Origin of the sequence: Pedobacter polysacchareus (genome assembly GCF_019802255.1) — a bacterium.
GTDB lineage: Bacteria > Bacteroidota > Bacteroidia > Sphingobacteriales > Sphingobacteriaceae > Pedobacter > Pedobacter polysacchareus.
The window spans coordinates 431,625-454,146 of the sequence record NZ_JAHYSS010000004.1; the positions used below are offsets into that span (position 1 = coordinate 431,625).

Here is a 22,522-nt window from a genome sequence, read left to right on the forward strand (position 1 = left end):
GGGGTGATTATAGATGATAAAGACCCTTAAGCTATTTTTTGATAAATGTTGTTTTTCTTATCGATGATTTTGAAGCGGCCGGTTTCGGTGCTCCTCAGTGTTTCTTTGGCCCCGAGACATAGGAAGCCGAAATTCGCCAGACTGTTGTAAAATAATTCAATTACTTTTTTCTGCAAATCTGTATTGAAATAAATCAGGACATTTCGGCAGGAGATCAGCTGAAATTCGTTAAACACGCCGTCTGAAGCCAGGTTATGTGCAGAAAACAGTAAGTTCTTTTTTAAAGAATGGTTGATGGATGCCGCTTCATATCTGGCCGTGTAATAATCAGAAAGGGTATGGATTGCTCCGGTCTTCTGGTAGTTTTCCGAAAACTGCTTCATCTTCTGTAAATCATAGATGCCGTCTTTGGCGAAATCAAGTACATCATTATTGATGTCCGTTCCATAAAAGAAACTCCGGTCGTACAGCTCCTCATCCGAAAAAAGGATGGCATAAGAATAGACTTCTTCGCCAGTAGAGCAGCCCGCATTCCATACTTTTATACGCTGATAGGAGCGCAGATAAGGAATAATGTTTTCCTTAACGGAACGGTAAAATGAAGGATCTCTAAACATTTCAGTGACGTTAACCGTAATTTCAATGAGGAAAGACTCAAAATAATCATGGTCGTTGGTCAATAAAGTACGTAAGTCAAAAAGACTTAGCTTTTGCAACTGCATGATTCTGGTAACCCTTCTTTTCAGAGAGGCCGGGGAATAATCGCCGAAATCAAACCCATGTATGTTTTTTATAAAATCAATTAGTTCTGCCAACTGATCGTAACTGATATATTCTTCTTCTTTATTCATATTAACTTAACCAGACTCTTAACATCGATAATAACTTATCCATGTCAACAGGTTTAGAAATGTAGTCGTTTGCTCCGGCTTCAATACAACGCTCCCGATCATTTTTCATTGCTTTTGCGGTTAACGCAATGATTGGGAGTTTGGCAAAGCGCTTTTCTTGTCTGATCGCTTTCATGGCTTCGTAACCGTCCATTTCCGGCATCATGATGTCCATTAATATCAGGTCGATCTGTTCAGATTCTTCCAGCTTTTCTAAAGCTTCCCGGCCATTGGTGGCGATGACGATTTTTAGGTCGTATACCTGCAAGGCGCTGGAAAGCGCGAAAATATTACGCATGTCGTCATCAGTAATCAGAATGGTTTTATCTTTCAGTACCTTTTCCATGGTAGACACGCTTTTTCCTTTTGAGGTGCTTGGTTTTGCCGGTCCGTCTTGTTTCAGTTTATTTATAAACAGGCTGACCTCATCAATCAGACGGTCGTTGGATTTGTTTGATTTTAACACCATTGCATCTGTATACCTCATGATGTGCGCCATTTTTTCCTGATCCAATTCCATCGCGGTATTGATGATCACTGGGATGTGTGCATGTTTTGCCTGCGACTTGATCTGGTCCAATAAATCAAAGCCTGAAATATCTGGAAGTTTGAGGTCCAGAATGATGCAGTCAAATACCTGATCATTTAAAAGATCTAAGGCTTCTTTACCGGTAAATGCCTGTTTCACCGCTACTCCTTTATCTCTCAGCTGCTCGGTCAGTTCTCTGCTTTGTAACTCCTGATCTTCGATCACCAGTACACTTCTGAAGTTATATTTCAGATAAGCGGCACTTAATAAATTAAAGGCTTCATCGAGCTGTTCTTTTTCTACCGGTTTTTTCAGGAAGCCAATTGCCCCTTCTTTTTTTGCTCTACTGGCTTTTTCATTTCCAGCCGACATCATGTGTACCGGGATATGTTTTGTTCTTGGATCTGCTTTTAGCTTTTTAAGAATCGTCCATCCGTCCATTACTGGCAGCATAATATCCAGTACAATGGCATCAGGCAGCTCATCAAATGCCATGGCTAAGCCAGTATCTCCACTATGAGCGAGCAGTGGTTGAAACCCTTTTTCTATCGCATAATCGTTCAATACATCAGCAAATACCGCATCATCTTCGATAATCAGGATCCTTTGTGATTCATTCCCTTGTCTGTCCGGCTCTTCGTTTAACTCAAAAGCAGGAGGAGCAGGGGAGTAAGTTTCCTGTGCAGCAGGAGCTACCTGCTCTGGCAGCTGAAACTCATTGATTCTTGGGATATATAAAGTAAAGGTACTGCCTTCATTAGGTTTGCTGCTTACCTGGATTTCTCCACCAAGCAGGTACGCGAGTTCTTTACTGATGGATAAGCCCAGACCGGTGCCTCCAAACTTTCTGCTGGTAGAACCATCGGCTTGCTGGAAAGCTTCAAAGATGAGCTTCTGCTTGTCTTCCGGAATGCCAATCCCAGAATCTTTAACGGTAATACCGATGATTTCTTCTTTTGTATTTCTTAGGCGCTCAGAGAAGAATGAGGTGCCTTGCTCTGGCCTGCTGATGTTTAACGTAATGCGTCCATACTCCGGTGTAAATTTGAAAGCGTTGGACAATAAGTTTTTCACAATCTGTTCTACTCTGGACTGGTCACTGACCATATCCTCCGGCAAGTCATCCGCCAGGATGGTTTGGAAATCTATCTTTTTGCTTCTGGCCAGTTCTGAAAACAAGGATTCCATGCTATGATTGATTGCAGTCGGTTTGATCCTTTCCATGTTCAGGTCGACCTTTCCAGATTCAATCTTAGATAAATCAAGGATGTCGTTAATCAGGCTTAGTAAATCATTCCCTGCATTGTGGATCACTCCAGCATATTTTACCTGGTCTTCATTCAGGTTTTCTGGTCTGTTCTCTTTTAATATTCTGGCCAGGATCAGGATACTGTTTAAAGGAGTCCGAAGCTCATGACTCATATTTGCCAGGAATTCCGATTTATATTTACTAGAAACTTCCAGCTCTTCGGCTTTCAGACTGATGGCCTCTCTGGCCTGGTTGATAGAAATGTTGCGTTCTTCCAGTTGCTGTGCCTTTTCTTCCAGCTCTGCATTGGTCTGACGCAGCTCTTCTTGCTGTACCCTCAGTTCTTCCTCTGAAGATTGCAGCTGATCGGTTTTGAACATCAGTTCTTCATTGGTAGTCCTCAGTTCCTCCTGCTGACTTTCCAACTCTTCTGCCTGCTGCTGTGTTTGCTCAAATAAAGCCCTTAGTTTTACCCTTGCTACTGCACTGTTGACAGCCAAACCTATACTTTCACTGATGGTACTCAAGAAAAGCACGGTTTTTTCGTCTGGTTCCTCCTGTAAGCCCAGTTCAATCACGGCTAATGTTTCATCTTCAAAGACGATAGGCACAAGGTATATACATTGAGGCAGTGTGCTGCCCAATCCCGAACGGATCTTCAGGTAATCTAAAGGTACGTTCTTAAATAATTTAGGCTGCTGCTCTGAAGCGGTTTGTCCCACCAGGCCTTCTCCATAATGGTATTGATTGCGGTCTCCTTTTTTCGGTTGATAAGCGTAACCTCCGGTATAGCGGAATAAATTTCTAGACTTGCTGAGTAAGAAGAATGCGCCAACTGGTGCACCTATATAATTGCTGATCCGGCTCACGATATTCGCAGAAAGCTCTTCTACTTGTTGTTCGCCACGCATGGCATCATTTACTTCAGATGCTCCGGAAAGCAGCCAGTTCTTTTGCTCGTTTTCCCCTGATATTTTTTCCAGTTGTAAATTAGACTCCCTAATGTGGCCTTCCGTTTCTTTCTGCTGGTCAAAAGTCTTTTTGATGTAGCTGAACAGGAATAAGATTAATCCAAAAATAATCAACGCACTCAGTGAAATAATGATGGTACTTCGCTGACTGCTCAATGCGGTATTTTCTTTTCGCCTGGCCAGGAGTTTGAATTCCTCATCAATCATCTTTTTGCTAACGGAAAGGATTTTATCTTTATAGAATTGCCCGTTACCGTCTAGTACACGGGTAGCGGCAGCTTCGGGACTTTCTCTATCATAAATACGGATCACTTCCTGCATCTCCGCTACTTTTTTATGGGCATAAAAATCGAGGGAATCCGCCAGTTCCTGTTGATCTGTATTGTCGGAAATTAATCTTTTTAAATCTTGTACAGTCTCCAGTATCAGTGGCGCATTTTTATTGTAAGGTCGGAGATAATCACTCTTCTTAGATAAAATAAAACCTCTTAAAGCGCTTTCTGAATTGAGGACTTGGATTTCTGTGTTTTTAAGCAGATTGATGACCTCATAGGTATGGCTTTGCCATTTCGTATCATCCTTTAATTTCTCTACGCTGAGGTAGGAAGTAATGGCAGAGACCAGCACAAACAATAAGGAAACAGCAAATCCTGTTAATACCTGTTGTTTGAAAGTAAATTTAAACATAAATGCGAACTATTAAGTATAGGGAAAATATCCGCAATGGTAGGGGAAGGTAGATTACAAACTGTCCATAACTTGTCCTTTTACGGGCTGTATTTCAAAGAAATAAGACCATAGTCCGGCATGCTGTTATTTTTTGTGCAAAATCATTTAGCTCCCCCACAGAGCTAGACAAAATCAACACAATATTAACGATAATAAATTTTATTTTTGTGCTTATGATCATATACGGAATACCAAATTGTAACACAGTAAAAAAGGCCAGAACTTGGCTGGCAGAACAAGGATTTAATCCAACCTTCCACGATTTCAAAAAACAAGGCATTACCGCAGAGAAACTGCAGGAATGGTGTACTACTTTTGGATGGGAAAAAGTATTGAATAAAAAAGGGACGACCTGGAAAAAGTTGAGCACTGAGCAGCAAAATAGTGTGGTAGATCAGGACAGCACAGTTCAGATTTTATTGAACAATACCAGCGCGATCAAAAGGCCAGTCGTAGAATTAGATGGAAAAGCAGTGCTGATTGGTTTTGACGAGACTGCTTATGAAACTATTTTAAAATTTTAAATCTTTTGAGGTTAATTTTTGTTAAACAGTTTTATAAAGAACGAAACAGTGTTACATTTGGGTATGGTTAAATATTTATTTTTATTCTTCGTGAGTATTGCTCCTTTAGGTTTGTGGGCACAAACAACAACAGTAACCGGTGCGGTTTACGACTTTGACAACAAGTCTTTCCCGATGCAGGATGTGCTCGTTAGAAACCTGGACAATAAGAAGTCTATAAAAACAAAAGCTGCCGGACAGTTTAGTCTGCCTGCTAAAGTGGGTGATTTAATCGAATTTTCTCATCCAGGATACCATACTGATACTTTATACCTGATTGACCTGAAGCCAAAAATGGTTTATCTTCCTGTTAAATCTACGGATCTAAAGGGAGTAGAAATCACCAGTGCGAAGGTAAATCCGTCTGTCATGGTAGATGGAACAGGTAAACCAATCAAAAGAGTGATGACTGATGGCCTGGAGGGTAAAAAGAATACTGACAGAGCAGGAGGGGTGGTGCTGAACCTTGGTTATGGTAAAATGAAAAGAGATAGAGAGAAAGTTCGCTTTCTGGAAGAGAGAGATGCTTTCGAGACGGAAATCAGAGATAATTTTAATGAAAAGACCATTACTGATTTGGTGAAACTGGATGGGCAGGAATTGAAAGACTTTATGGTGATGTACCGTCCAAATGTAGCGCTTGTCATGAGTGAACGCCCATTCAATTATAAATACTATATCGCAAAAGCTTATAATAGCTGGAAAAAACTCCCAGCGGGTCAGCGGAAATTACCGCCGATGCCTAAGTTATAGTTATAGTCGAACTAATAAAACCGTTACAATGGTTTGGTATAAATATTCATTTTATATCTTTAGTTCGAATCTATAACCAATAAATACAATGATGAATAAGTTTACCTTTTTAGGGGTATTGTTATGCGCATTTGGTTTCAGTTCCATGGCGCAGCAAGCCACTGGTAACTACGACCCTCATGCTGCATTTAACCCGTTGTTTTACACTCAGAATGGAAATGAGTTCCGTTCTGCAATCGGCTATCCGGGTCCTAAATACTGGCAGAACCGCGCGGATTACCAGATCACAGCAAATCTTGATGAAACTAAAAACCTGGTAACGGGAACCGTTACCATTACCTATAAGAATAATAGTCCGGATAAACTGCCTTACCTATGGCTGCAGTTGGACCAAAATCTTTTCGCGGAAAACTCCAGAGGAAACTCGCTGATTGCTGCAGGCAGCCGATATGGTGCCAGGGGCGAAAAAGTGGAAGGCGGTTATAAAATTGACGGACTTAGCGTAAGTCAGAAATTGAAGCCGGTAAAATTCAGTTCTATCACGGAAGATACCAGAATGCAGATTCGTTTAGAGCAGCCATTGGCTGCAAACGGAGATCAGGTGACCATCAAAATGAACTTCTCGTTTATCATTCCTATTAATGGATCTGACCGTATGGGGCATTTAACTACTAAGAACGGGGAGATATTTGCAATTGCACAATGGTTTCCAAGAATGGCGGTTTATGATGATGTGATTGGATGGAATACCCTTCCTTATTGGGGTGCTGGAGAGTTTTACTGTGAGTACGGAGATGTTGATTTTGCCGTTACTGCTCCTGCAAATCATATTGTAATGGGTTCTGGCGAATTATTAAACCCTCAGGAAGTATTTACGCCTACGGAATTGTCTCGCTGGAATGCGGCAAAATTAAGCGATAAGACGGTAACTGTACGTTCTGAAGAAGATGTAACCAATCCGAAGTCGCGCCCGGCAACTGGAAAATTAACCTGGAAATTCAAAATCAAAAATACACGCGACGTGGCCTGGGCTTCTTCGAAAGCATTTGTATTGGATGCGGCCAGGATTAACCTGCCAAGTGGTAAAAAATCTTTAGCGGTTTCTGCGCATCCTGTAGAAAGCAATGGAAAAGATGGTTACGGCCGTGGTGCTGAATATGTAAAAGCTTCTATCGAGTACTACTCTAAAAAATGGTTTGAATACCCTTATCCAATGGCGATCAACGTGGCCAGTAATGTAGGTGGTATGGAATATCCTGGGATTGTTTTTTGTGGCTGGAAAGCTAAAAACGGAAGTGCATGGGGGGTAATCGACCATGAATTTGGCCATACCTGGTTCCCAATGATTGTGGGCAGTAACGAACGTAAATACGGTTGGATGGATGAAGGTTTCAATACCTTTATCAACGGATTATCTGCTGCTGAGTTTAACAACGGTGAGTATAAACGCAAGCCAGACAACATGCAGGCCGTTGGTAAATCTCTGGCCAATGATAAATTGGAATATGTGATGCTGACGCCAGACGCAATGAAAGAAGCCAATATCGGCATCAACCTATACTTTAAGCCAGGTTATGGTTTAAACATTTTGAGAAATCAGATTTTAGGCGCAGATCGTTTTGACTATGCTTTTAAGAAATACATTGAAAACTGGGCTTTCAAACACCCTACACCATTCGACTTTTTCCGTTCTATGGAAAACGGAGCAGGAGAAGATCTTTCCTGGTTCTGGAGAGGCTGGTTCCTGGAAAACTGGAAAACAGATCAGGCGATCGCTGATGTGAAAGAAGTCACTAAAGATGGCACAATTACTGGATACAATATTCAGATTGCGAACCTTGAAAAGATGCCGATGCCAATCATTCTGGAAGTGAAAACGAAAAGTGGAAAGACAGATGTCATTAAGTTACCTGTGGATATCTGGATGAGAAATAACAGCTGGACGGTGAACTACCCAACTACAGAAGAAGTAGTCTCGGTAACTTTGGATCCAGAACAGGTGCTTCCTGATTTCAATTCGGATAACAATAGCTGGAAGAAATAATTCTTTTTTTAGCAAATGAAACAAGCTTTAAAATAAAACTAATAAATATGGGAAATAGGGTGTCTATAAAGGCACCCTATTTTTGTATAGGTTTTTTGGTTTTAAACCAGAAACCTTTTTTATATCTTTTCATGGGGCACTTCGATTTCATAGATCTCCAGGTCAAAGAACCTAGCGGAAGCCAGTAGATGATCAAATATATCTGCCATGATGTATTCGTAATCAATCCATTTTGTAGTTCCGGTAAAGGCATAAATTTCTATGGGTAGGCCGGTTGTAGTGGGGGCGAGCTGTCGCACCATCATGGTCATCTTTTTATGGATGCCGCTGTGGTTGGAAATGTAGTTGTCTATATATTTTCTGTAAAGTCCTGCATTAGTCAGGTTCCTTCCGTTGATGAGTAAAGATTTGTCGGCACCAACGCGTTCATTATTTTTATTGATGTCTTTCTGACGGTGGTCGATGTAAGCAGTCAGCGATTGTATTTTTCTGAATTCTTCCAGTTCATCAGGAGTGATGAAACGGATGGTCGACTGTCGGATAAAAATCGCACGTTTGATTCTTCTTCCTCCGGATTCACTCATGCCCCGCCAATTTTGAAAAGAATCGGAGACTAAAGAATAAGTAGGAATGGTGGTGATGGTCTTGTCAAAGTTCTGGACTTTTACGGTGGTCAGGTTGATCTCCATCACATCCCCATCGGCACCATATTTAGGCATTGTAATCCAGTCGCCAATACGAACTGTATCATTTGTACTCACCTGTATGCTGGCAACAAATCCCATAATGGTATCCTTAAACATCAGCAGCAGGACTGCAGAGGCGGCACCCATGGCAGTAAAAGCAACCGTAGGATTTTGTCCGGTCAGGATAGAAAATATAATAACCGTGGCAATCAGGTAGAATATAATCCGGATCACCTGTAGATAGCTTTCTATAGGTTTAGAGCGAAAAGTGGCTCTTTTTCTTAGCGACTCCGCGCCGGATTTGATCAGCGTCATGATCACCCAGATGATCAGTATCACCAGGTAAGCATCAGTTAGTTTGATCAAAACCTTTGTCATAGTTGGGAAAGAATGGAAGATCGCCTCCAGGGTATTCCTGATCAATGAAACGGCAGCGAGTAAAGCAATAAAATGTGCAAATCTATTTTCCAGCAGGTGCAGGAAAAAGTCAATTCTAGTGGTTTTTACGATTCGTATTAATGCAATCCTCAATAAGCGCCTGAGTACATTATGTAATAAATAAACTGCGATGATCAGCACAGTGAGTAGTGCAAATAGGTTCACAAAAGTCGCAAGACTTTCGGGGACGCCCCATTTTACAAGTATCTTGTAGGTACTGCGGCTAATATCATCTAGGTCAAATTCGTAATCTTTAAAGCTCATTTCCGATGTTTTTACTGATTTTGGCAGGTTACAAAAAATATATCGGAAAGACAATAATCGGGGGCGGTAAAATTATTTATCATAGGAAATCCGGTAAACGAGATTGGCAAAGTCATCTGAAACTAGTAATGAGCCATCTTTTAATTGCAATACATCTACAGGCCTTCCCCATGCTTTTCCGTTTTTAAGCCAGCCGGTTGCAAATGGTTCATAGCTGATCACTTTATTACCATCGAGTTTCACTAGTGTAATCCGGTAGCCCATTGGTTCTTTTCTGTTCCAGGAGCCATGTTCAGCAATGAAGATCTGATTTTTATATGTTTTAGGAAATTGATTACCGGTATAGAATTTCATACCCAATGAAGCAGTGTGTGCAGCAAGTTTTGCCTGAGGGGGGGTATAGTCTTTGGGGTTTTTACCTTTGCCAAACTCAGGATCTAAGATATCTCCGGCATGAACAAAAGGGTATCCGAAATGCATTCCAGGTTTTTCTGCGCGGTTGAGTTCATCTGCCGGGATGTCTTCTCCGAGCATGTCCCTTCCATTATCGGTAAACCAAAGGTCTTTAGTCAGGGGATTCCAGTCGAAACCCACAGAGTTCCTAACGCCATTGGCAAAAATTTCGAAGCCGGTTCCATCAGGATTTATTCTGGTAATGGAGGCATACCTTTTATCTTTATCGGTATTGTCGCAGATATTACAGGGTGCACCAACTGGTACATATAGTTTTCCATCGGGGCCAAAGGCGATGTATTTCCAGCCATGGTGGGTATCTGCAGGCAGCTTATCGTATACAAGAACAGGTTTCGGTGGATTGGCCAAATGGTCTTCAATATGATCATATCGCCAAATTTTACTGATTTCTGCTACGTATAAACTCCCATCTTTAAAAGCTACGCCATTGGGCATGTCTTTTAAACCTTTTGCAATGATATAGGTTTTATCGGCGATGCCGTCTTTATTTTCATCTACGAGGGCATAGACTTTATCTCCATTGCGATTTCCTACAAATACGGTTCCGTTGGCGCCCAGGGCCATAGATCTTGGATTATCTACCTTTGCAAAAACTTCAATTTTGAAACCTTCAGGAAGCTTGATGTCATGAAGTCTGGGTTCATCTAGTTTTTCCATCGGGCGGTTACAGGTAACTGCTAATAGTGGAATGCATAGCATTAGGCCGAAAACAGGGAATAAGTATCTCATCTGATCAGGGAATGGTGAGTATGAATAACGCTTCAATTCCCGTAATTGTTTGGTAGTTATATAGTTTAGCGGCCCAATGCAACGTATTATCTTACTTTAAAGAAGCTTTCTTTTAGCTTTTCAGCGTCGATCATGGCTTCAGCAGCGTCTAATCGGATCAGCCATCCTTTTTGTTTCAGCAGGGCGATGTCTTCTTTGGCTACAGAAAGGTCTTTGCCTTTGATGCGTTCATGGTAAACGATAGGGGCTTTAGGTTCCACATTTGCTGGTGTATGGAATAAGATCTCCAGTATAAATTTCGGCCAGATCTGAATGTCTGCTAATTGTGCAGAGTAAATCTTTTTGGTAGAGTGGGCAGGGATGACAGCTGCAAACTCTCCTTTATAATGGTCGCCTTTTTCTGTAGTTAAGCTGGCTAGCAATTGGAATGAAGTTTCGTTCACCAGGTGAAAATGGGCTACAGAAGTACTGTGCTGATCGGTGATCAGACCCAGGTAAACACCATCTTTAATGAATTCTGCTTCAGGAATCACGATTGCCGGACGGTTGGAAACAATATCACTTTCAGGGATTTCGTCATGAACCAAAGTCACTTTTGAAGCGAGCACAGGAATTTCAAAATCATTGGAATCAGTTACGCCAATGGTATCTTTGTCAATGATTCTGGTTATATAACCTTCTATATTTTCGTCAACGAAACGAACAAACTCTCCTAATTTAAATTTCATGAGGCAGGAATTAAGTAAAAATGAATAGGACAAATTTAGTCATTACTAATTAGAGTCTTTTTATCCGGATGACATTTAGGAGCCGGAAATTCTTATTATTTTTGCAGCATGACAGAATCAGGACAGCCAAATAATCCTTTACATGGTAAAACACTGGAGTTTATTGTGAAGCAATTGGTGTGGCATTACGATTGGCCAGAGATGGGCAGATTGATCCGTATTGATTGTTTTTTAAATAATCCGAGTTTAAAGTCCAGTTTGAAATTTCTACGTAAAACAGATTGGGCGAGGAAGAAAGTAGAGAAGCTTTACTTAGATACCTTCCATTAATATAAACAGGTTTATAGGATTGCTATTGGCGTCTTATAGACCTGTAGGTTGCTTAGGCAATCCGCACTACAATCCGGTTACGGCTACCGTACATCGCAAATTTCAAGGGTAGTTATCTTATGGCTAACCCTTCTGATTCTATTGATTTTAGGCAATCTGAACTTAGAATTATTTTTGTGTTAAGCCCTTGGTTTATAAATTCTATTATCCTACCTTTGCAGTCCCTTATTATAGGGGTAAAGTTTTTAAATATTAATAGAAAACAAAAAGAACAATGCCAACCATTCAACAATTAGTTAGAAAAGGTAGAGTAGCACTGGAGTTCAAGAGTAAGTCTCCTGCGTTGGACAGCTGTCCACAGCGAAGAGGTGTATGTACACGTGTATATACCACTACCCCTAAAAAACCAAACTCAGCAATGCGTAAAGTTGCCCGTGTACGTTTAACCAATGGTAAAGAGGTGAATGCCTATATTCCAGGTGAAGGTCACAATTTACAGGAGCACTCCATTGTATTGATCCGTGGTGGTCGTGTTAAAGATTTACCAGGAGTACGTTATCACATTATCCGTGGAGCTTTAGATACTTCAGGAGTTGCTGGTCGTAACCAACGTCGTTCAAAATATGGTACTAAACGTCCTAAGCCAGGACAAGTAGCAGCAGCTGCAGCACCAAAAAAAGGTAAAAAGAAATAATTAGGAGGAACAAAAATGAGAAAGTCAAAACCAAAAAAGAGAATTATCCTTCCTGATCCAAAATTTAACGATGTTCAGGTGACCAGATTTGTAAACAATATGATGTACGATGGAAAAAAATCTATCGCATATAGTATTTTTTATGATGCTGTTGAACTTGCTGAGAAAAAAGCGGGTGAGAACGGTCTAGAAGTGTGGAAACGTGCTTTAACAAATGTAATGCCTGCAGTAGAGGTTAAATCTCGTCGTGTAGGTGGTGCAAACTTCCAGGTACCTACAGAGGTAAGACCTGACCGTAAGATTGCTTTAGGCATGAAATGGTTAATTTCTTACGCTCGTAAACGTGGTGAAAAAACCATGAAAGAAAAATTAGCAGGTGAAATCGTTTCAGCAGCTAAAGGTGAAGGTGCAGCAGTTAAGAAAAAAGAAGATACGCATAAAATGGCTGAGGCTAACAAAGCGTTCTCTCACTTCCGTTTCTAATTTATAGAAGATTATAAAATGTCAAGAGATTTAAAATTTACAAGAAATATTGGAATCGCGGCTCACATTGATGCGGGTAAAACCACAACAACTGAGCGTATCCTTTATTACGCCGGAGTAAATCACAAAATTGGTGAGGTACACGAAGGTGCATCTACGATGGACTGGATGATACAAGAGGCAGAACGTGGTATTACTATTACGTCTGCAGCTACAACTGTATTCTGGCCTTACCGTGGCAATAAATATCAGGTAAACGTTATCGATACTCCTGGACACGTGGATTTTACCGTAGAGGTAAACCGTTCACTTCGTGTTCTAGACGGATTGGTATTTTTATTTTCAGCAGTTGATGGTGTTGAGCCTCAATCTGAAACTAACTGGCGTTTAGCTAATAACTATGCAGTTCCACGTATTGGTTTCGTTAACAAAATGGACCGTTCAGGAGCTGACTTCTTAAAAGTTGTGAAGCAAGTAAGAGAAATGCTGGGTAGCCATGCAGTTCCTTTACAATTGCCAATCGGTGGTGAAGATAGCTTTAAAGGTGTAGTTGATTTAATCAACAACCGTGGTATCGTTTGGAATGAAGAAGATAAAGGGATGACCTTTACTGAAGTTCCAATTCCAGAAGATATGCTTGAAGAAGTTGCGGAATGGAGAGAGAATTTATTAGAAGCGGTTGCTGATTATGATGAGTCCCTAATGGAGAAATTCTTTGAGGATCCAAATTCAATCACTGAGCGTGAGATTCTTGATGCATTGCGTAAAGCGACTTTAGATGCTAAAATCGTTCCTATGGTTTGTGGTTCATCTTTCAAAAACAAAGGTGTTCAAACCATGTTGGATCTAGTAATGGAATTATTGCCATCGCCAATGGATGTGGAAGGTATCACTGGTACCAACCCAGAAACAGGTGAAGAAGTAACTCGTCAACCAGATGTTAATGAGCCATTTGCAGCATTAGCGTTTAAAATTGCAACTGATCCTTTCGTAGGTCGTTTGTGTTTCATCCGTGTATACTCAGGTAACTTAGACGCTGGTTCATACGTTTACAACGCACGTTCTGAGAACAAAGAGCGTATCTCTCGTATCTTCCAAATGCACGCGAACAAGCAAAACCCAATTCCTAATGTAGGTGCTGGTGATATTGCTGCAGTAGTAGGCTTTAAAGATATCAAAACAGGTGATACACTTTGTGATGAGAAAAATCCAATTATTTTAGAATCAATGGATTTCCCAGAGCCAGTTATCGGTTTAGCAATTGAGCCTAAAACTCAGGCTGACATTGATAAATTAGGTATTGGTTTATCTAAATTAGCGGAAGAAGATCCTACATTTAGAGTTCAGACTGATCAGGAAACTGGCCAAACTGTAATCTCTGGTATGGGTGAGCTTCACTTAGATATCTTGATTGACCGCTTAAGACGCGAGTTTAAAGTAGAGGTTAACCAAGGTGCGCCACAAGTTGCTTACAAAGAAGCAATTAATGGTTCGGTTCAACACCGTGAGACTTACAAAAAACAATCAGGTGGTCGTGGTAAATTCGCGGATATCCAGGTTGTTATTTCTCCAATCGACGCGGATTACGAAAAAGGCGGTTTACAATTTGTGAATGAAATCACAGGTGGTTCAATCCCTCGTGAGTTTATCCCTTCAGTTGAGAAAGGTTTTGCAGCATCTATGTCTAACGGAGTATTGGCTGGTTACCCACTACCAGACATGAAAGTTCGCTTAATTGATGGTTCATTCCACGCAGTCGATTCAGATGCTTTATCATTTGAACTTGCAGCTAAAATGGCTTACCGTGAAGCATTACCAAAATGTAGCCCAGTATTGATGGAGCCAATCATGAAAATCGAAATCTTAACCCCTGAAGAAAACATGGGTGATGTTATCGGTGACATGAACCGTCGTCGTGGTCAACTTTTAGGTATGGACACGCGTAATGGTTCTCAAGTAATTAAAGCTACTGTACCTCTTTCTGAGATGTTTGGTTATGTAACTCAGTTACGTACCATCACTTCTGGTCGTGCAACTTCAACTATGGAGTTTGATCACTACGCACCAGCACCGAAAAACGTACAGGATGAAGTAGTTGCTAAATCAAAAGGTAGAATTAAATCTGCAGAATAATAATACATCGGCAGCCGGTTATTAATAGCTCTAACCGGCAGCCTTAATACATAAATAAGATGAGCCAAAGAATCAGAATCAAATTAAAATCTTACGATTACAACTTGGTAGACAAATCTGCTGAGAAAATCGTTAAGACTGTTAAACCTACGGGTGCAGTAGTTAGTGGTCCAATTCCATTGCCTACAGAAAAGAAAATCTTCACTGTTTTGCGTTCTCCACACGTTAACAAAAAAGCACGTGAGCAGTTTCAATTGTGCGCTTACAAACGTTTGTTAGACATTTATAGCTCTAACTCTAAAACGGTTGACGCTTTAATGAAACTTGAACTACCTAGCGGTGTTGAAGTTGAAATTAAAGTTTAACTTTTTAGACGATTAGCAAAAAGGCCTTCCGAATTTATTTCGGAAGGCCTTTTTGTTTTACCTGAAATCTTACAGAAGAAGGGAATTAATTCCCTTTGTTTTTATATTCATCCAGTTTATTGCGTTCATCCTGCAATTCACGGGCTAGTTTCTTTTCCTTATCATTTGCTTTAGTTTTGTAGTTCTGGTATTCCTGAGCGATTTCTTCATATAGTGAGCTTCTGTATTTAGCTTCATGAATGAATTTCGCGGAGCGGATAATGACAATGGCCAGTGCTGCAGCTAAGATCAGGATCAGGGTCCATACGATCGTATTGTATTTGGCTTTCGTAAATGATATTCCCAGAAAGTTGATCTCATCTAACTTCGCATTTGAGCTGGCCAGGGAATTTTCCGCACCAGAGATTTGTGTTTTTAAAGCAGTAACTGCTTTGTCCTGTTCTGCGAGTTTTACTTTTAATGCGCTCAGCTGTTTGCGGTTTTGATTGATAGAATCAGAGACGCTTTTCCAGAATCCAGCTAATCTGGCCGGATTAATCAGTTTGTAGCCATTGATGGTTTTCGATTTGGCTAACATGAACTCGTATTGTCCTCTCAAACTTGGATCGGCCTTCGCACTGTCTGCTGGTAATTGTGCATGTGTGTTGAATTGGAAGAAGAGGACAGCTATGATTGCGAATATCAATTTTTTCATAAATGATTGGTTTTAAGGAATAATCTTTAGTTAAGGAGTGCGATTTAATTTAGAGATGATCAGGTCTGGTTTAATTTAACATTCAATTGGTAATTTTATTGTGTTCTAAGTATAGATCCTATATTTGCAGCAATGTCGGTATTACTATTTACAATTATAGTTTTAGCAGGTGCTTTTTTAGCTGGATTGGTTGGATCGCTGACTGGTTTAGGCGGTGGGGTAATTATTATCCCTTTGCTTACGCTGGGTTTGGGGGTGGATATTCATTATGCTATTGGTGCCTCTATTGTCTCTGTAATTGCAACTTCTTCTGGCTCAGCGGCGGCTTATGTGAAAGAAGGGATTACTAATATCCGTATTGGGATGTTTCTGGAAGTGGCGACTACCATTAGTGCAGTGATTGGCGCTGTGGTGACTGTTTACTTGAATCCTGGTTTTATTGCCGTGGTTTTTGGCCTCATTCTGTTATTTTCTGCCGCGATGATGGTGATTAAGAAGGTAGACCGCTCAGACAATGATACTTCCGGAAAACTGGCCTTGTTTTTTAAGCTGAATGGGACTTATCCTACAGAAAACGGTCCGAAGAATTATGCGGTTCACCGGGTAGCAGGTGGTTTTGTGATGATGTTTTTTGCAGGCATCATTTCTGGTTTACTGGGGATTGGTTCTGGGGCTTTAAAGGTGATTGCGATGGACAACATCATGCGTATACCCTTTAAAGTATCCACTACGACCAGCAATTTCATGATGGGGGTAACCGCTGCTGCCAGTGCAATAGTGTACTTACACCGCGGTCAGATTGACCCTGGGATTGCAATGCCGGTTACGATAGGGGTGCTCACAGGGGCTACTATCGGCTCAAAAATTCTGGTTCGTGCCAATACCGACAAGTTAAAAGTAGTATTTGCAATGGTGGTGACCTTTCTTGCCCTGCAAATGATTTATAACGGTTTATCAGGAAAGCTATGAGCGAGAGAAGAAAAAACTTCTTTGCGGATCGCGATATTCAGGTCATATTAGGGACTTTGCTCCGCGTTGGCGTCATTGCTTCCATGTCTGTGGTATTGGTAGGCGGCTTCCTTTATTTACTGGCCAATCATGCTGCGCCCATCGATTACCGTGCTTTTAACCCAAATAAGTCTGGATTATCTTCTATTGCTGCTATTTTTGTCGGATTGCGAGAATTAGATCCCAAGGCAATTATCCAGTTTGGGACTTTATTATTGATTTTTACCCCAGTTGCGCGGGTCGTTTTTTCGATCTTCAGCTTTCTCATCGAGCGCGATTACCTATATGTTTTGATAGGGTCTTTTGTTTTACTCGTGATCTTGTACAGTCTGAGTGACAAGTTGGTTGGATAAAAACTAAATAGCGGTTATTTGAAAAAATAATTAGCTAACTATTTGAAAATTAAGATTTCTTTCGTATTTTTGCCCTCCCTTAAAGGGAATTGTATCCACCTTGAACGAAGCCCTACTGCTTCGATGGGTGTTAAATTTAAAAAGAAAAATGTCAGGTATTATTGGAAAAAAAGTAGGAATGACCAGCATATTCGACGCCGATGGAAAGAACATTCCATGTACGGTGATTGAAGCTGGACCTTGTGTGGTTACACAGGTAAAGACCGAAGAGAAAGACGGTTATGTTTCCGTTCAGTTAGGTTTCGACGAAGCCAAAGAAAAGAACACTACCAAGCCTCTTAAAGGCCACTTTGCGAAAGCAAGCACAACCCCAAAACGTAAATTGGTTGAATTTGAACCGTTCGAAGAATCGTTGAACTTAGGTGATACGGTAACTGTGAACATTTTCAATGAAGGTGATTTCGTGGATGTTGTTGGTACTTCTAAAGGTAAAGGTTTCCAGGGTGTTGTAAAACGTCATGGTTTCGCTGGTGTTGGTGGACAAACTCACGGACAGCATAACAGAATGCGTGCACCAGGTTCATTGGGTGCTGCTTCTTATCCAGCTCGTGTATTTAAAGGTATGCGTATGGCGGGTAGAATGGGTGGTGACAGAGTAAAAGTTCAGAACTTACAAGTTTTGAAAGTTTATGCTGATCAAAACCTTGTTGTAGTTAGTGGTTCCATTCCAGGAGCTAAGGGTTCTTACGTAATCTTAGATAAGTAAGCAGATGGAAGTTAAAGTATTAAACATTTCAGGAAAAGAGACAGGTGCCAAGGTGCAACTTCCTGAGTCAGTATTTGGCATTACGCCTGTTGACCACGCGATCTATTTAGATGTAAAACAGTATTTGGCTAATCAACGTCAAGGTACTCACAAGTCTAAGCAACGTAACGAAATTGCAGGTTCAACCCGCAAACTTTACAAACAAAAAGGTACTGGTGGTGCTCGTGCCGGAAGTATTAAATCTCCATTGTTTAATGGTGGTGGTCGTGTGTTTGGTCCTCAACCACGTGATTATAGTTTCAAATTGAACAAAAAGTTAAAGCAACTGGCTCGTAGATCAGCATTGACCTACAAAGCTCAGGATAACAACGTTGTTGTTTTAGAAGACTTTGCTTTTGATTCTATCAAAACTAAAAACTACCTAGATTTAGTTAGCGCATTAAACATCGCTGGCGAAAAGACATTGTTGGTTTTACCTTCACAAAATAACAATATCTATTTATCAAGCAGAAACATTCAGAAAGCGAAAGTAATTACTGCAGATCAGTTGAATACATATGATGTATTAAACTGTGGCAAACTTTTGTTAACTGCTGATTCTCTTAAAACAATCGAGGAGGCATTTGCCAAGTAATATGGAATTTTTAAAGAAACCAATATTAACCGAAAAAGCTTCTGCATTAACAGAAAAGTCTAATCGCTTTACTTTTAAAGTAGAACACAAAGCAAATAAATTGCAGATTAAGCAAGCCATAGAGAAGATGTATAACGTTAACATTTTAGCCATTAATACAATGGTTGTAAATGGTAAAGTGAAGTCTAGAAACACTAAAGGTGGATTAGTTACGGGTCGTAGCCCAAAATACAAAAAAGCGATTGTAACCCTGGCAGCAGGTGAAACAATTGATTATTACGCGAATATTTAATAAAGTGAATAATTTATAACTATGGGCTTAAGAAAATTTAAACCAGTCACTCCGGGAACCCGCTTTAGAGTAGGTGCCAGCTTTTCGGAGATTACAGCAACCAAGCCCGAAAAATCATTGGTTGTATCTTCTAAGAAATCAGGAGGACGTAACAATACAGGAAAGATGACTATGCGCTACATGGGTGGTGGTCACAAAAAATCTTACCGTTTAATTGACTTTAAACGTGATAAGTTTAACATTCCTGCAACAGTAGCTACTGTTGAGTACGATCCAAACCGTACCGCTCGTATTGCATTATTGCATTACGCAGACGGAGAGAAGCGTTACATTATTGCACCGGAAGGATTGCAAGTAGGACAAACAGTAGTTTCGGGTGATACAGCAACTCCAGAAGTTGGAAATGCATTAACACTTTCAAAAATCCCATTGGGATCGATTGTACATAACATTGAAATTCAACCAGGTCGTGGTGCTCAAATGGCACGTAGCGCAGGTGCTTATGCTCAATTAGCAGCACGTGATGGTAAATATGCAACTGTTAAAATGCCATCAGGTGAAGTAAGAGCAATCTTAGTAACTTGTTTAGCAACAATCGGAGCTGTTTCGAACTCGGATCATGCAAATGAAGTATTAGGTAAAGCAGGTCGTAAACGTTGGTTAGGACGTCGTCCTAGAACACGTCCGGTAGCGATGAACCCTGTGGATCACCCAATGGGTGGTGGTGAGGGTCGCTCATCAGGAGGTCAGCCTCGTTCAAGAAACGGATTGTATTCGAAAGGATTCAAAACTCGTTCACTTAAAAAATACTCAAATCGTTTCATCATAGAGAAAAGGAAGAAATAATGGCTCGTTCGATAAAAAAAGGACCTTATATTGACCATAACGTAGAGAAGAAAGTAGTATCTATGAATGATTCAGGCAAAAGGTCTGTAATTAAAACTTGGTCTCGCAGATCAATGATTTCACCAGATTTTGTGAATCATACATTTGCAGTGCATAACGGAAATAAATTTATTCCGGTATACGTAACAGAAAACATGGTTGGTCACAAGCTGGGAGAGTTTGCTCCAACCAGAACATTTAGGGGTCACTCTGAAAAGAAAAAATAATTAAGAGATGGAAGCAGTAGCGAAATTAAACAATTGTCCAACCTCACCACGTAAAATGCGTTTGGTTGTAGATCTTATCAGAGGTGAGCGTGTAGAGAAAGCTTTAAGTATTTTAAAGTTTACCAACAAAGAAGCAGCGATTAGAGTTGAGAAACTTTTATTGTCAGCTATCAAAAACTGGGAAACTAAAAATGAAGGTTCTCGCCCTGAAGAAAACCAGTTATACGTGAAAACGATAATGGTAGGCGGTGGTCGTCAATTAAAAAGACTTAGACCAGCACCTCAAGGACGTGGTTACAGAATCCGTAAGCGTTCTAACCATGTAACTTTGGTAGTAGATAGTAAAAACGTTGAAACTCAAACTAATTAACAGAAATGGGACAAAAAGCACATCCAATAGGAAACAGGTTAGGAATCATCAAAGGTTGGGATTCTAACTGGTTCGGTGGCAACAACTATGCTGATAAATTAGTTGAGGACGAAAAAATAAGAAAATACCTTTCTGTACGTATCGCAAAAGGCGGTGTAGCGAAAGTAGTAATCGAGCGTACGTTAAAACGTATTACGGTAACTATCCACACTGCACGTCCAGGTATTGTGATCGGAAAAGCAGGAGCTGAGGTTGACAAGATCAAAGAAGAGTTGAAGAAATTGACTAAAAAGGAAATTCAAATCAACATTTTTGAGATCAAACGTCCTGAGCTTGATGCACAATTAGTTGCAGAAGGTGTTGCAAAACAATTAGAAGCAAGGATCTCATTCCGTAGAGCAATGAAATCTACTATTGCATCAACGATGCGTATGGGTGCTGAAGGTATCAAAATTATGACCTCTGGTCGTTTAGGTGGTGCTGAGATGGCTCGTAGCGAACAGTATAAAGAAGGAAGAATTCCTTTGCATACTTTCCGTGCTGACATTGACTATGCATTAGCAGAAGCTTTAACTACTTATGGTAAAATAGGTGTAAAAGTATGGATCTGTAAAGGTGAAGTTTACGGTAAACGTGATCTTTCTCCAAACATCGGTTCTGTGAGCAATGCTCCAGGTAAAGGTGGCAGACCAGAAGGTGCTTTCGGTGGTGGAAGAGACAGAGATAACCGTGGCGGTGGCGACAGAAGAAACGACAATAAAGGTCGTGGCGGAAGAGGTCCAGGTCAAGGTGCTCCTGGTGCAGGAAGAGATAATAGAGGCGGAAATACTCCTAACAGAGGTCCTCGTAAATAATTAGTTAACAGATCGTTTAACGATAATATTAGAATAAGATGTTACAGCCAAAAAGAACGAAGTTCAGAAAGATGCAAAAAGGCAGAATGAAGGGTTTAGCAACACGTGGTGCTGAATTATCATTCGGGTCTTTCGGGATCAAATCTTTAGAGTCGACTTGGATTACAAGTCGCCAGATAGAGGCAGCCCGTATTGCGGTAACTCGTTTCATGAAACGTGAAGGCCAGGTGTGGATTAGAATTTTCCCGGACAAACCGGTAACTAAGAAACCAGCTGAAGTTCGTATGGGTAAAGGTAAGGGTGCTCCAGAATACTGGGTTGCCGTTGTTAGACCTGGACGTATTATTTTTGAAGCCGAAGGTGTTCCATTAGCAATTGCTAAAGAAGCCATGAGATTAGCGGCTCAAAAATTGCCGATTCAAACAAAATTTGTAGTACGTAGAGATTACGTAGAAGCATAAAAAAAGTTCTTGGGTTCAATGTTGTAAGTAACTTGTTATTACAACCGCTAGACCCAAGGCATTAAAATTAATAAAATGAAGAACTCAGAAATCACAGGGCTTTCAAAAGAAGAACTAGTAGCCAGGATTGCAGAAGAAACTGAAAATTTAGTAAAGTTGAAATTTGCACATACAATTTCGGCTATCGAGAATCCTACCCGTATTAAAAAGGTAAGAAGAGATATCGCCCGATTAAACACTGAAGTGACGAAGCGCAAATTAGCGGAGTCTGCTACTGAAACAAAATAACTTTAGAGTCGAAATGGAAAGACAATTAAGAAAAACAAGAACCGGGTTGGTAGTAAGCAACAAAATGGATAAGTCTGTTGTTGTAGCGGTTGAACGTAAAGTGAAACACCCGATCTATGGTAAGTTTGTTAAAAAAACTACCAAATTTATGGCTCATGACGAGAAAAACGATTGCGGTATTGGTGATACAGTACTGATCATGGAGACTCGTCCGCTGAGTAAGAATAAGAACTGGAGATTAGTGGAAATTTTAGAAAGAGCTAAATAACATGGTACAACAGGAATCAAGATTAAACGTAGCCGACAATAGCGGCGCTAAAGAAGTATTGGTTATCCGTGTGCTTGGTGGTACTGGAAAGAGATATGCTTCTATTGGTGACAAAATCGTTGTAACCGTTAAAAGCGCGTTGCCTTCTGGTAACATCAAGAAAGGAACAGTTTCTAAAGCAGTAGTTGTAAGAACGAGAAAAGAGATCAGACGTAAAGATGGTTCTTACATCCGTTTCGACGACAATGCAGCAGTATTATTAAATGCACAAGATGAGCCGCGTGGTACACGTATTTTCGGCCCGGTAGCAAGAGAACTGCGTGAAAAACAATTCATGAAAATTGTGTCATTAGCACCGGAGGTATTATAA

Annotated in this window: 27 protein-coding genes; 21 read left to right on the forward strand and 6 right to left on the reverse strand. The window is 40.5% G+C overall.

All coding sequences use genetic code 11. From position 1 onward, the window contains the following. Positions 1 to 26 precede the first annotated feature (26 nt). Together K7X70_RS13045 and K7X70_RS13050 are read right to left on the reverse strand one after the other, a co-directional pair. Complete coding sequence (locus K7X70_RS13045) at positions 27 to 851, reverse strand: CheR family methyltransferase (protein WP_222537500.1); 825 nt, start codon at positions 849 to 851, stop codon at positions 27 to 29. A gap of 1 nt (position 852) precedes the next feature. Continuing rightward, on the reverse strand, positions 853 to 4,326 hold the full coding sequence (locus K7X70_RS13050) for a response regulator (RefSeq protein ID WP_222537501.1): 3,474 nt from the start codon (positions 4,324 to 4,326) through the stop codon (positions 853 to 855). Positions 4,327 to 4,541: 215 nt separating this feature from the next. On the opposite strand from K7X70_RS13050, the gene K7X70_RS13055 reads away from it, so the two are divergent. The 3 genes from K7X70_RS13055 (at position 4,542) to K7X70_RS13065 (ending at position 7,728) form a co-directional block, all read left to right on the forward strand. Beyond that, a complete protein-coding gene (locus K7X70_RS13055; RefSeq protein ID WP_222537502.1) occupies positions 4,542 to 4,892 on the forward strand; it encodes an arsenate reductase in 351 nt (116 codons plus the stop codon). A gap of 63 nt (positions 4,893 to 4,955) precedes the next feature. After that, the gene (locus tag K7X70_RS13060; protein WP_222537503.1) at positions 4,956 to 5,684 is read left to right on the forward strand and encodes a hypothetical protein; all 729 of its coding nucleotides are present in this window, start codon (positions 4,956 to 4,958) and stop codon (positions 5,682 to 5,684) included. An 88-nt stretch (positions 5,685 to 5,772) separates the two neighbouring features. Continuing rightward, positions 5,773 to 7,728, forward strand: coding sequence for a M1 family metallopeptidase (locus K7X70_RS13065; protein ID WP_255607146.1), 1,956 nt, complete (start codon positions 5,773 to 5,775; stop codon positions 7,726 to 7,728). A gap of 119 nt (positions 7,729 to 7,847) precedes the next feature. Here the strand turns inward: K7X70_RS13065 and K7X70_RS13070 are convergent, their stop codons facing one another. From K7X70_RS13070 to K7X70_RS13080, 3 genes are all read right to left on the reverse strand, one after another. Further along, positions 7,848 to 9,116 (reverse strand): mechanosensitive ion channel family protein, encoded by a 1,269-nt coding sequence (locus K7X70_RS13070; protein WP_222537504.1) that lies wholly within the window; start codon positions 9,114 to 9,116, stop codon positions 7,848 to 7,850. A 72-nt stretch (positions 9,117 to 9,188) separates the two neighbouring features. Continuing rightward, complete coding sequence (locus K7X70_RS13075; protein ID WP_222537505.1) at positions 9,189 to 10,319, reverse strand: PQQ-dependent sugar dehydrogenase; 1,131 nt, start codon at positions 10,317 to 10,319, stop codon at positions 9,189 to 9,191. Between the two features lie 86 nt (positions 10,320 to 10,405). After that, the gene (locus tag K7X70_RS13080; RefSeq protein ID WP_222537506.1) at positions 10,406 to 11,047 is read right to left on the reverse strand and encodes a DUF8465 domain-containing protein; all 642 of its coding nucleotides are present in this window, start codon (positions 11,045 to 11,047) and stop codon (positions 10,406 to 10,408) included. A 108-nt stretch (positions 11,048 to 11,155) separates the two neighbouring features. Between K7X70_RS13080 and K7X70_RS13085 the strand changes: the two genes are divergently transcribed. The 5 genes from K7X70_RS13085 (at position 11,156) to rpsJ (ending at position 15,052) form a co-directional block, all read left to right on the forward strand. Then, positions 11,156 to 11,377, forward strand: a complete 222-nt coding sequence (locus tag K7X70_RS13085; RefSeq protein WP_187665839.1) for a VF530 family protein — start codon at positions 11,156 to 11,158, stop codon at positions 11,375 to 11,377. Between the two features lie 274 nt (positions 11,378 to 11,651). Continuing rightward, the gene (rpsL, locus tag K7X70_RS13090; protein ID WP_062550445.1) at positions 11,652 to 12,071 is read left to right on the forward strand and encodes a 30S ribosomal protein S12; all 420 of its coding nucleotides are present in this window, start codon (positions 11,652 to 11,654) and stop codon (positions 12,069 to 12,071) included. 15 nt (positions 12,072 to 12,086) lie between these two features. After that, entirely contained in the window at positions 12,087 to 12,554 is a 468-nt protein-coding gene (rpsG, locus tag K7X70_RS13095; protein ID WP_062550444.1) for a 30S ribosomal protein S7, read from the forward strand. A gap of 18 nt (positions 12,555 to 12,572) precedes the next feature. Further along, positions 12,573 to 14,687 carry an elongation factor G gene (gene fusA / locus K7X70_RS13100; protein ID WP_222537507.1) on the forward strand — a complete coding sequence of 705 codons (2,115 nt, stop codon included), beginning with the start codon at positions 12,573 to 12,575 and terminating at the stop codon, positions 14,685 to 14,687. 59 nt (positions 14,688 to 14,746) lie between these two features. Then, positions 14,747 to 15,052, forward strand: a complete 306-nt coding sequence (rpsJ, locus tag K7X70_RS13105) for a 30S ribosomal protein S10 (protein WP_008244591.1) — start codon at positions 14,747 to 14,749, stop codon at positions 15,050 to 15,052. Between the two features lie 85 nt (positions 15,053 to 15,137). Here rpsJ and K7X70_RS13110 read toward each other — a convergent pair whose 3' ends face one another. Then, positions 15,138 to 15,746, reverse strand: a complete 609-nt coding sequence (locus tag K7X70_RS13110; RefSeq protein WP_222537508.1) for a hypothetical protein — start codon at positions 15,744 to 15,746, stop codon at positions 15,138 to 15,140. Between the two features lie 132 nt (positions 15,747 to 15,878). Between K7X70_RS13110 and K7X70_RS13115 the strand changes: the two genes are divergently transcribed. The 13 genes from K7X70_RS13115 to rplN all read left to right on the forward strand — a co-directional run bounded on the left by K7X70_RS13115 (position 15,879) and on the right by rplN (position 22,522). Continuing rightward, positions 15,879 to 16,715: a sulfite exporter TauE/SafE family protein gene (locus tag K7X70_RS13115; RefSeq protein WP_222537509.1), complete on the forward strand. Its 837-nt coding sequence runs from the start codon at positions 15,879 to 15,881 to the stop codon at positions 16,713 to 16,715. Beyond that, positions 16,712 to 17,107, forward strand: coding sequence for a DUF1634 domain-containing protein (locus tag K7X70_RS13120; RefSeq protein ID WP_222537510.1), 396 nt, complete (start codon positions 16,712 to 16,714; stop codon positions 17,105 to 17,107). Before K7X70_RS13115 ends, K7X70_RS13120 begins: the two co-directional genes overlap by 4 nt. A gap of 148 nt (positions 17,108 to 17,255) precedes the next feature. Further along, on the forward strand, positions 17,256 to 17,873 hold the full coding sequence (gene rplC / locus K7X70_RS13125) for a 50S ribosomal protein L3 (RefSeq protein WP_182957310.1): 618 nt from the start codon (positions 17,256 to 17,258) through the stop codon (positions 17,871 to 17,873). 4 nt (positions 17,874 to 17,877) lie between these two features. After that, entirely contained in the window at positions 17,878 to 18,507 is a 630-nt protein-coding gene (rplD, locus tag K7X70_RS13130; protein WP_187665844.1) for a 50S ribosomal protein L4, read from the forward strand. Between the two features lies 1 nt (position 18,508). Continuing rightward, the gene (gene rplW, locus K7X70_RS13135; protein WP_062550438.1) at positions 18,509 to 18,799 is read left to right on the forward strand and encodes a 50S ribosomal protein L23; all 291 of its coding nucleotides are present in this window, start codon (positions 18,509 to 18,511) and stop codon (positions 18,797 to 18,799) included. 21 nt (positions 18,800 to 18,820) lie between these two features. Then, on the forward strand, positions 18,821 to 19,645 hold the full coding sequence (gene rplB / locus K7X70_RS13140; RefSeq protein ID WP_187665845.1) for a 50S ribosomal protein L2: 825 nt from the start codon (positions 18,821 to 18,823) through the stop codon (positions 19,643 to 19,645). Next, a complete protein-coding gene (gene rpsS, locus K7X70_RS13145; protein WP_062550436.1) occupies positions 19,645 to 19,911 on the forward strand; it encodes a 30S ribosomal protein S19 in 267 nt (88 codons plus the stop codon). Before rplB ends, rpsS begins: the two co-directional genes overlap by 1 nt. A gap of 7 nt (positions 19,912 to 19,918) precedes the next feature. Further along, positions 19,919 to 20,281, forward strand: a complete 363-nt coding sequence (gene rplV / locus K7X70_RS13150) for a 50S ribosomal protein L22 (RefSeq protein WP_062550435.1) — start codon at positions 19,919 to 19,921, stop codon at positions 20,279 to 20,281. A 5-nt stretch (positions 20,282 to 20,286) separates the two neighbouring features. Beyond that, complete coding sequence (gene rpsC, locus K7X70_RS13155; protein WP_062550434.1) at positions 20,287 to 21,135, forward strand: 30S ribosomal protein S3; 849 nt, start codon at positions 20,287 to 20,289, stop codon at positions 21,133 to 21,135. A 38-nt stretch (positions 21,136 to 21,173) separates the two neighbouring features. Further along, positions 21,174 to 21,596 carry a 50S ribosomal protein L16 gene (rplP, locus tag K7X70_RS13160; protein ID WP_062550433.1) on the forward strand — a complete coding sequence of 141 codons (423 nt, stop codon included), beginning with the start codon at positions 21,174 to 21,176 and terminating at the stop codon, positions 21,594 to 21,596. Between the two features lie 75 nt (positions 21,597 to 21,671). Further along, on the forward strand, positions 21,672 to 21,884 hold the full coding sequence (gene rpmC / locus K7X70_RS13165; protein WP_062550432.1) for a 50S ribosomal protein L29: 213 nt from the start codon (positions 21,672 to 21,674) through the stop codon (positions 21,882 to 21,884). A gap of 13 nt (positions 21,885 to 21,897) precedes the next feature. After that, positions 21,898 to 22,152 (forward strand): 30S ribosomal protein S17, encoded by a 255-nt coding sequence (rpsQ, locus tag K7X70_RS13170; RefSeq protein WP_037442595.1) that lies wholly within the window; start codon positions 21,898 to 21,900, stop codon positions 22,150 to 22,152. A gap of 1 nt (position 22,153) precedes the next feature. After that, positions 22,154 to 22,522 carry a 50S ribosomal protein L14 gene (gene rplN, locus K7X70_RS13175; RefSeq protein ID WP_062550431.1) on the forward strand — a complete coding sequence of 123 codons (369 nt, stop codon included), beginning with the start codon at positions 22,154 to 22,156 and terminating at the stop codon, positions 22,520 to 22,522.

Coding starts and splice junctions, on each gene's coding strand:
- K7X70_RS13045 (WP_222537500.1), bottom strand. CDS start 851: ATGAATAAAGAAGAAGAATATATCAGTTACGATCAGTTGGCAGAACTA.
- K7X70_RS13050 (WP_222537501.1), bottom strand. CDS start 4,326: ATGTTTAAATTTACTTTCAAACAACAGGTATTAACAGGATTTGCTGTT.
- K7X70_RS13055 (WP_222537502.1), top strand. CDS start 4,542: ATGATCATATACGGAATACCAAATTGTAACACAGTAAAAAAGGCCAGA.
- K7X70_RS13060 (WP_222537503.1), top strand. CDS start 4,956: ATGGTTAAATATTTATTTTTATTCTTCGTGAGTATTGCTCCTTTAGGT.
- K7X70_RS13065 (WP_255607146.1), top strand. CDS start 5,773: ATGATGAATAAGTTTACCTTTTTAGGGGTATTGTTATGCGCATTTGGT.
- K7X70_RS13070 (WP_222537504.1), bottom strand. CDS start 9,116: ATGAGCTTTAAAGATTACGAATTTGACCTAGATGATATTAGCCGCAGT.
- K7X70_RS13075 (WP_222537505.1), bottom strand. CDS start 10,319: ATGAGATACTTATTCCCTGTTTTCGGCCTAATGCTATGCATTCCACTA.
- K7X70_RS13080 (WP_222537506.1), bottom strand. CDS start 11,047: ATGAAATTTAAATTAGGAGAGTTTGTTCGTTTCGTTGACGAAAATATA.
- K7X70_RS13085 (WP_187665839.1), top strand. CDS start 11,156: ATGACAGAATCAGGACAGCCAAATAATCCTTTACATGGTAAAACACTG.
- rpsL (WP_062550445.1), top strand. CDS start 11,652: ATGCCAACCATTCAACAATTAGTTAGAAAAGGTAGAGTAGCACTGGAG.
- rpsG (WP_062550444.1), top strand. CDS start 12,087: ATGAGAAAGTCAAAACCAAAAAAGAGAATTATCCTTCCTGATCCAAAA.
- fusA (WP_222537507.1), top strand. CDS start 12,573: ATGTCAAGAGATTTAAAATTTACAAGAAATATTGGAATCGCGGCTCAC.
- rpsJ (WP_008244591.1), top strand. CDS start 14,747: ATGAGCCAAAGAATCAGAATCAAATTAAAATCTTACGATTACAACTTG.
- K7X70_RS13110 (WP_222537508.1), bottom strand. CDS start 15,746: ATGAAAAAATTGATATTCGCAATCATAGCTGTCCTCTTCTTCCAATTC.
- K7X70_RS13115 (WP_222537509.1), top strand. CDS start 15,879: ATGTCGGTATTACTATTTACAATTATAGTTTTAGCAGGTGCTTTTTTA.
- K7X70_RS13120 (WP_222537510.1), top strand. CDS start 16,712: ATGAGCGAGAGAAGAAAAAACTTCTTTGCGGATCGCGATATTCAGGTC.
- rplC (WP_182957310.1), top strand. CDS start 17,256: ATGTCAGGTATTATTGGAAAAAAAGTAGGAATGACCAGCATATTCGAC.
- rplD (WP_187665844.1), top strand. CDS start 17,878: ATGGAAGTTAAAGTATTAAACATTTCAGGAAAAGAGACAGGTGCCAAG.
- rplW (WP_062550438.1), top strand. CDS start 18,509: ATGGAATTTTTAAAGAAACCAATATTAACCGAAAAAGCTTCTGCATTA.
- rplB (WP_187665845.1), top strand. CDS start 18,821: ATGGGCTTAAGAAAATTTAAACCAGTCACTCCGGGAACCCGCTTTAGA.
- rpsS (WP_062550436.1), top strand. CDS start 19,645: ATGGCTCGTTCGATAAAAAAAGGACCTTATATTGACCATAACGTAGAG.
- rplV (WP_062550435.1), top strand. CDS start 19,919: ATGGAAGCAGTAGCGAAATTAAACAATTGTCCAACCTCACCACGTAAA.
- rpsC (WP_062550434.1), top strand. CDS start 20,287: ATGGGACAAAAAGCACATCCAATAGGAAACAGGTTAGGAATCATCAAA.
- rplP (WP_062550433.1), top strand. CDS start 21,174: ATGTTACAGCCAAAAAGAACGAAGTTCAGAAAGATGCAAAAAGGCAGA.
- rpmC (WP_062550432.1), top strand. CDS start 21,672: ATGAAGAACTCAGAAATCACAGGGCTTTCAAAAGAAGAACTAGTAGCC.
- rpsQ (WP_037442595.1), top strand. CDS start 21,898: ATGGAAAGACAATTAAGAAAAACAAGAACCGGGTTGGTAGTAAGCAAC.
- rplN (WP_062550431.1), top strand. CDS start 22,154: ATGGTACAACAGGAATCAAGATTAAACGTAGCCGACAATAGCGGCGCT.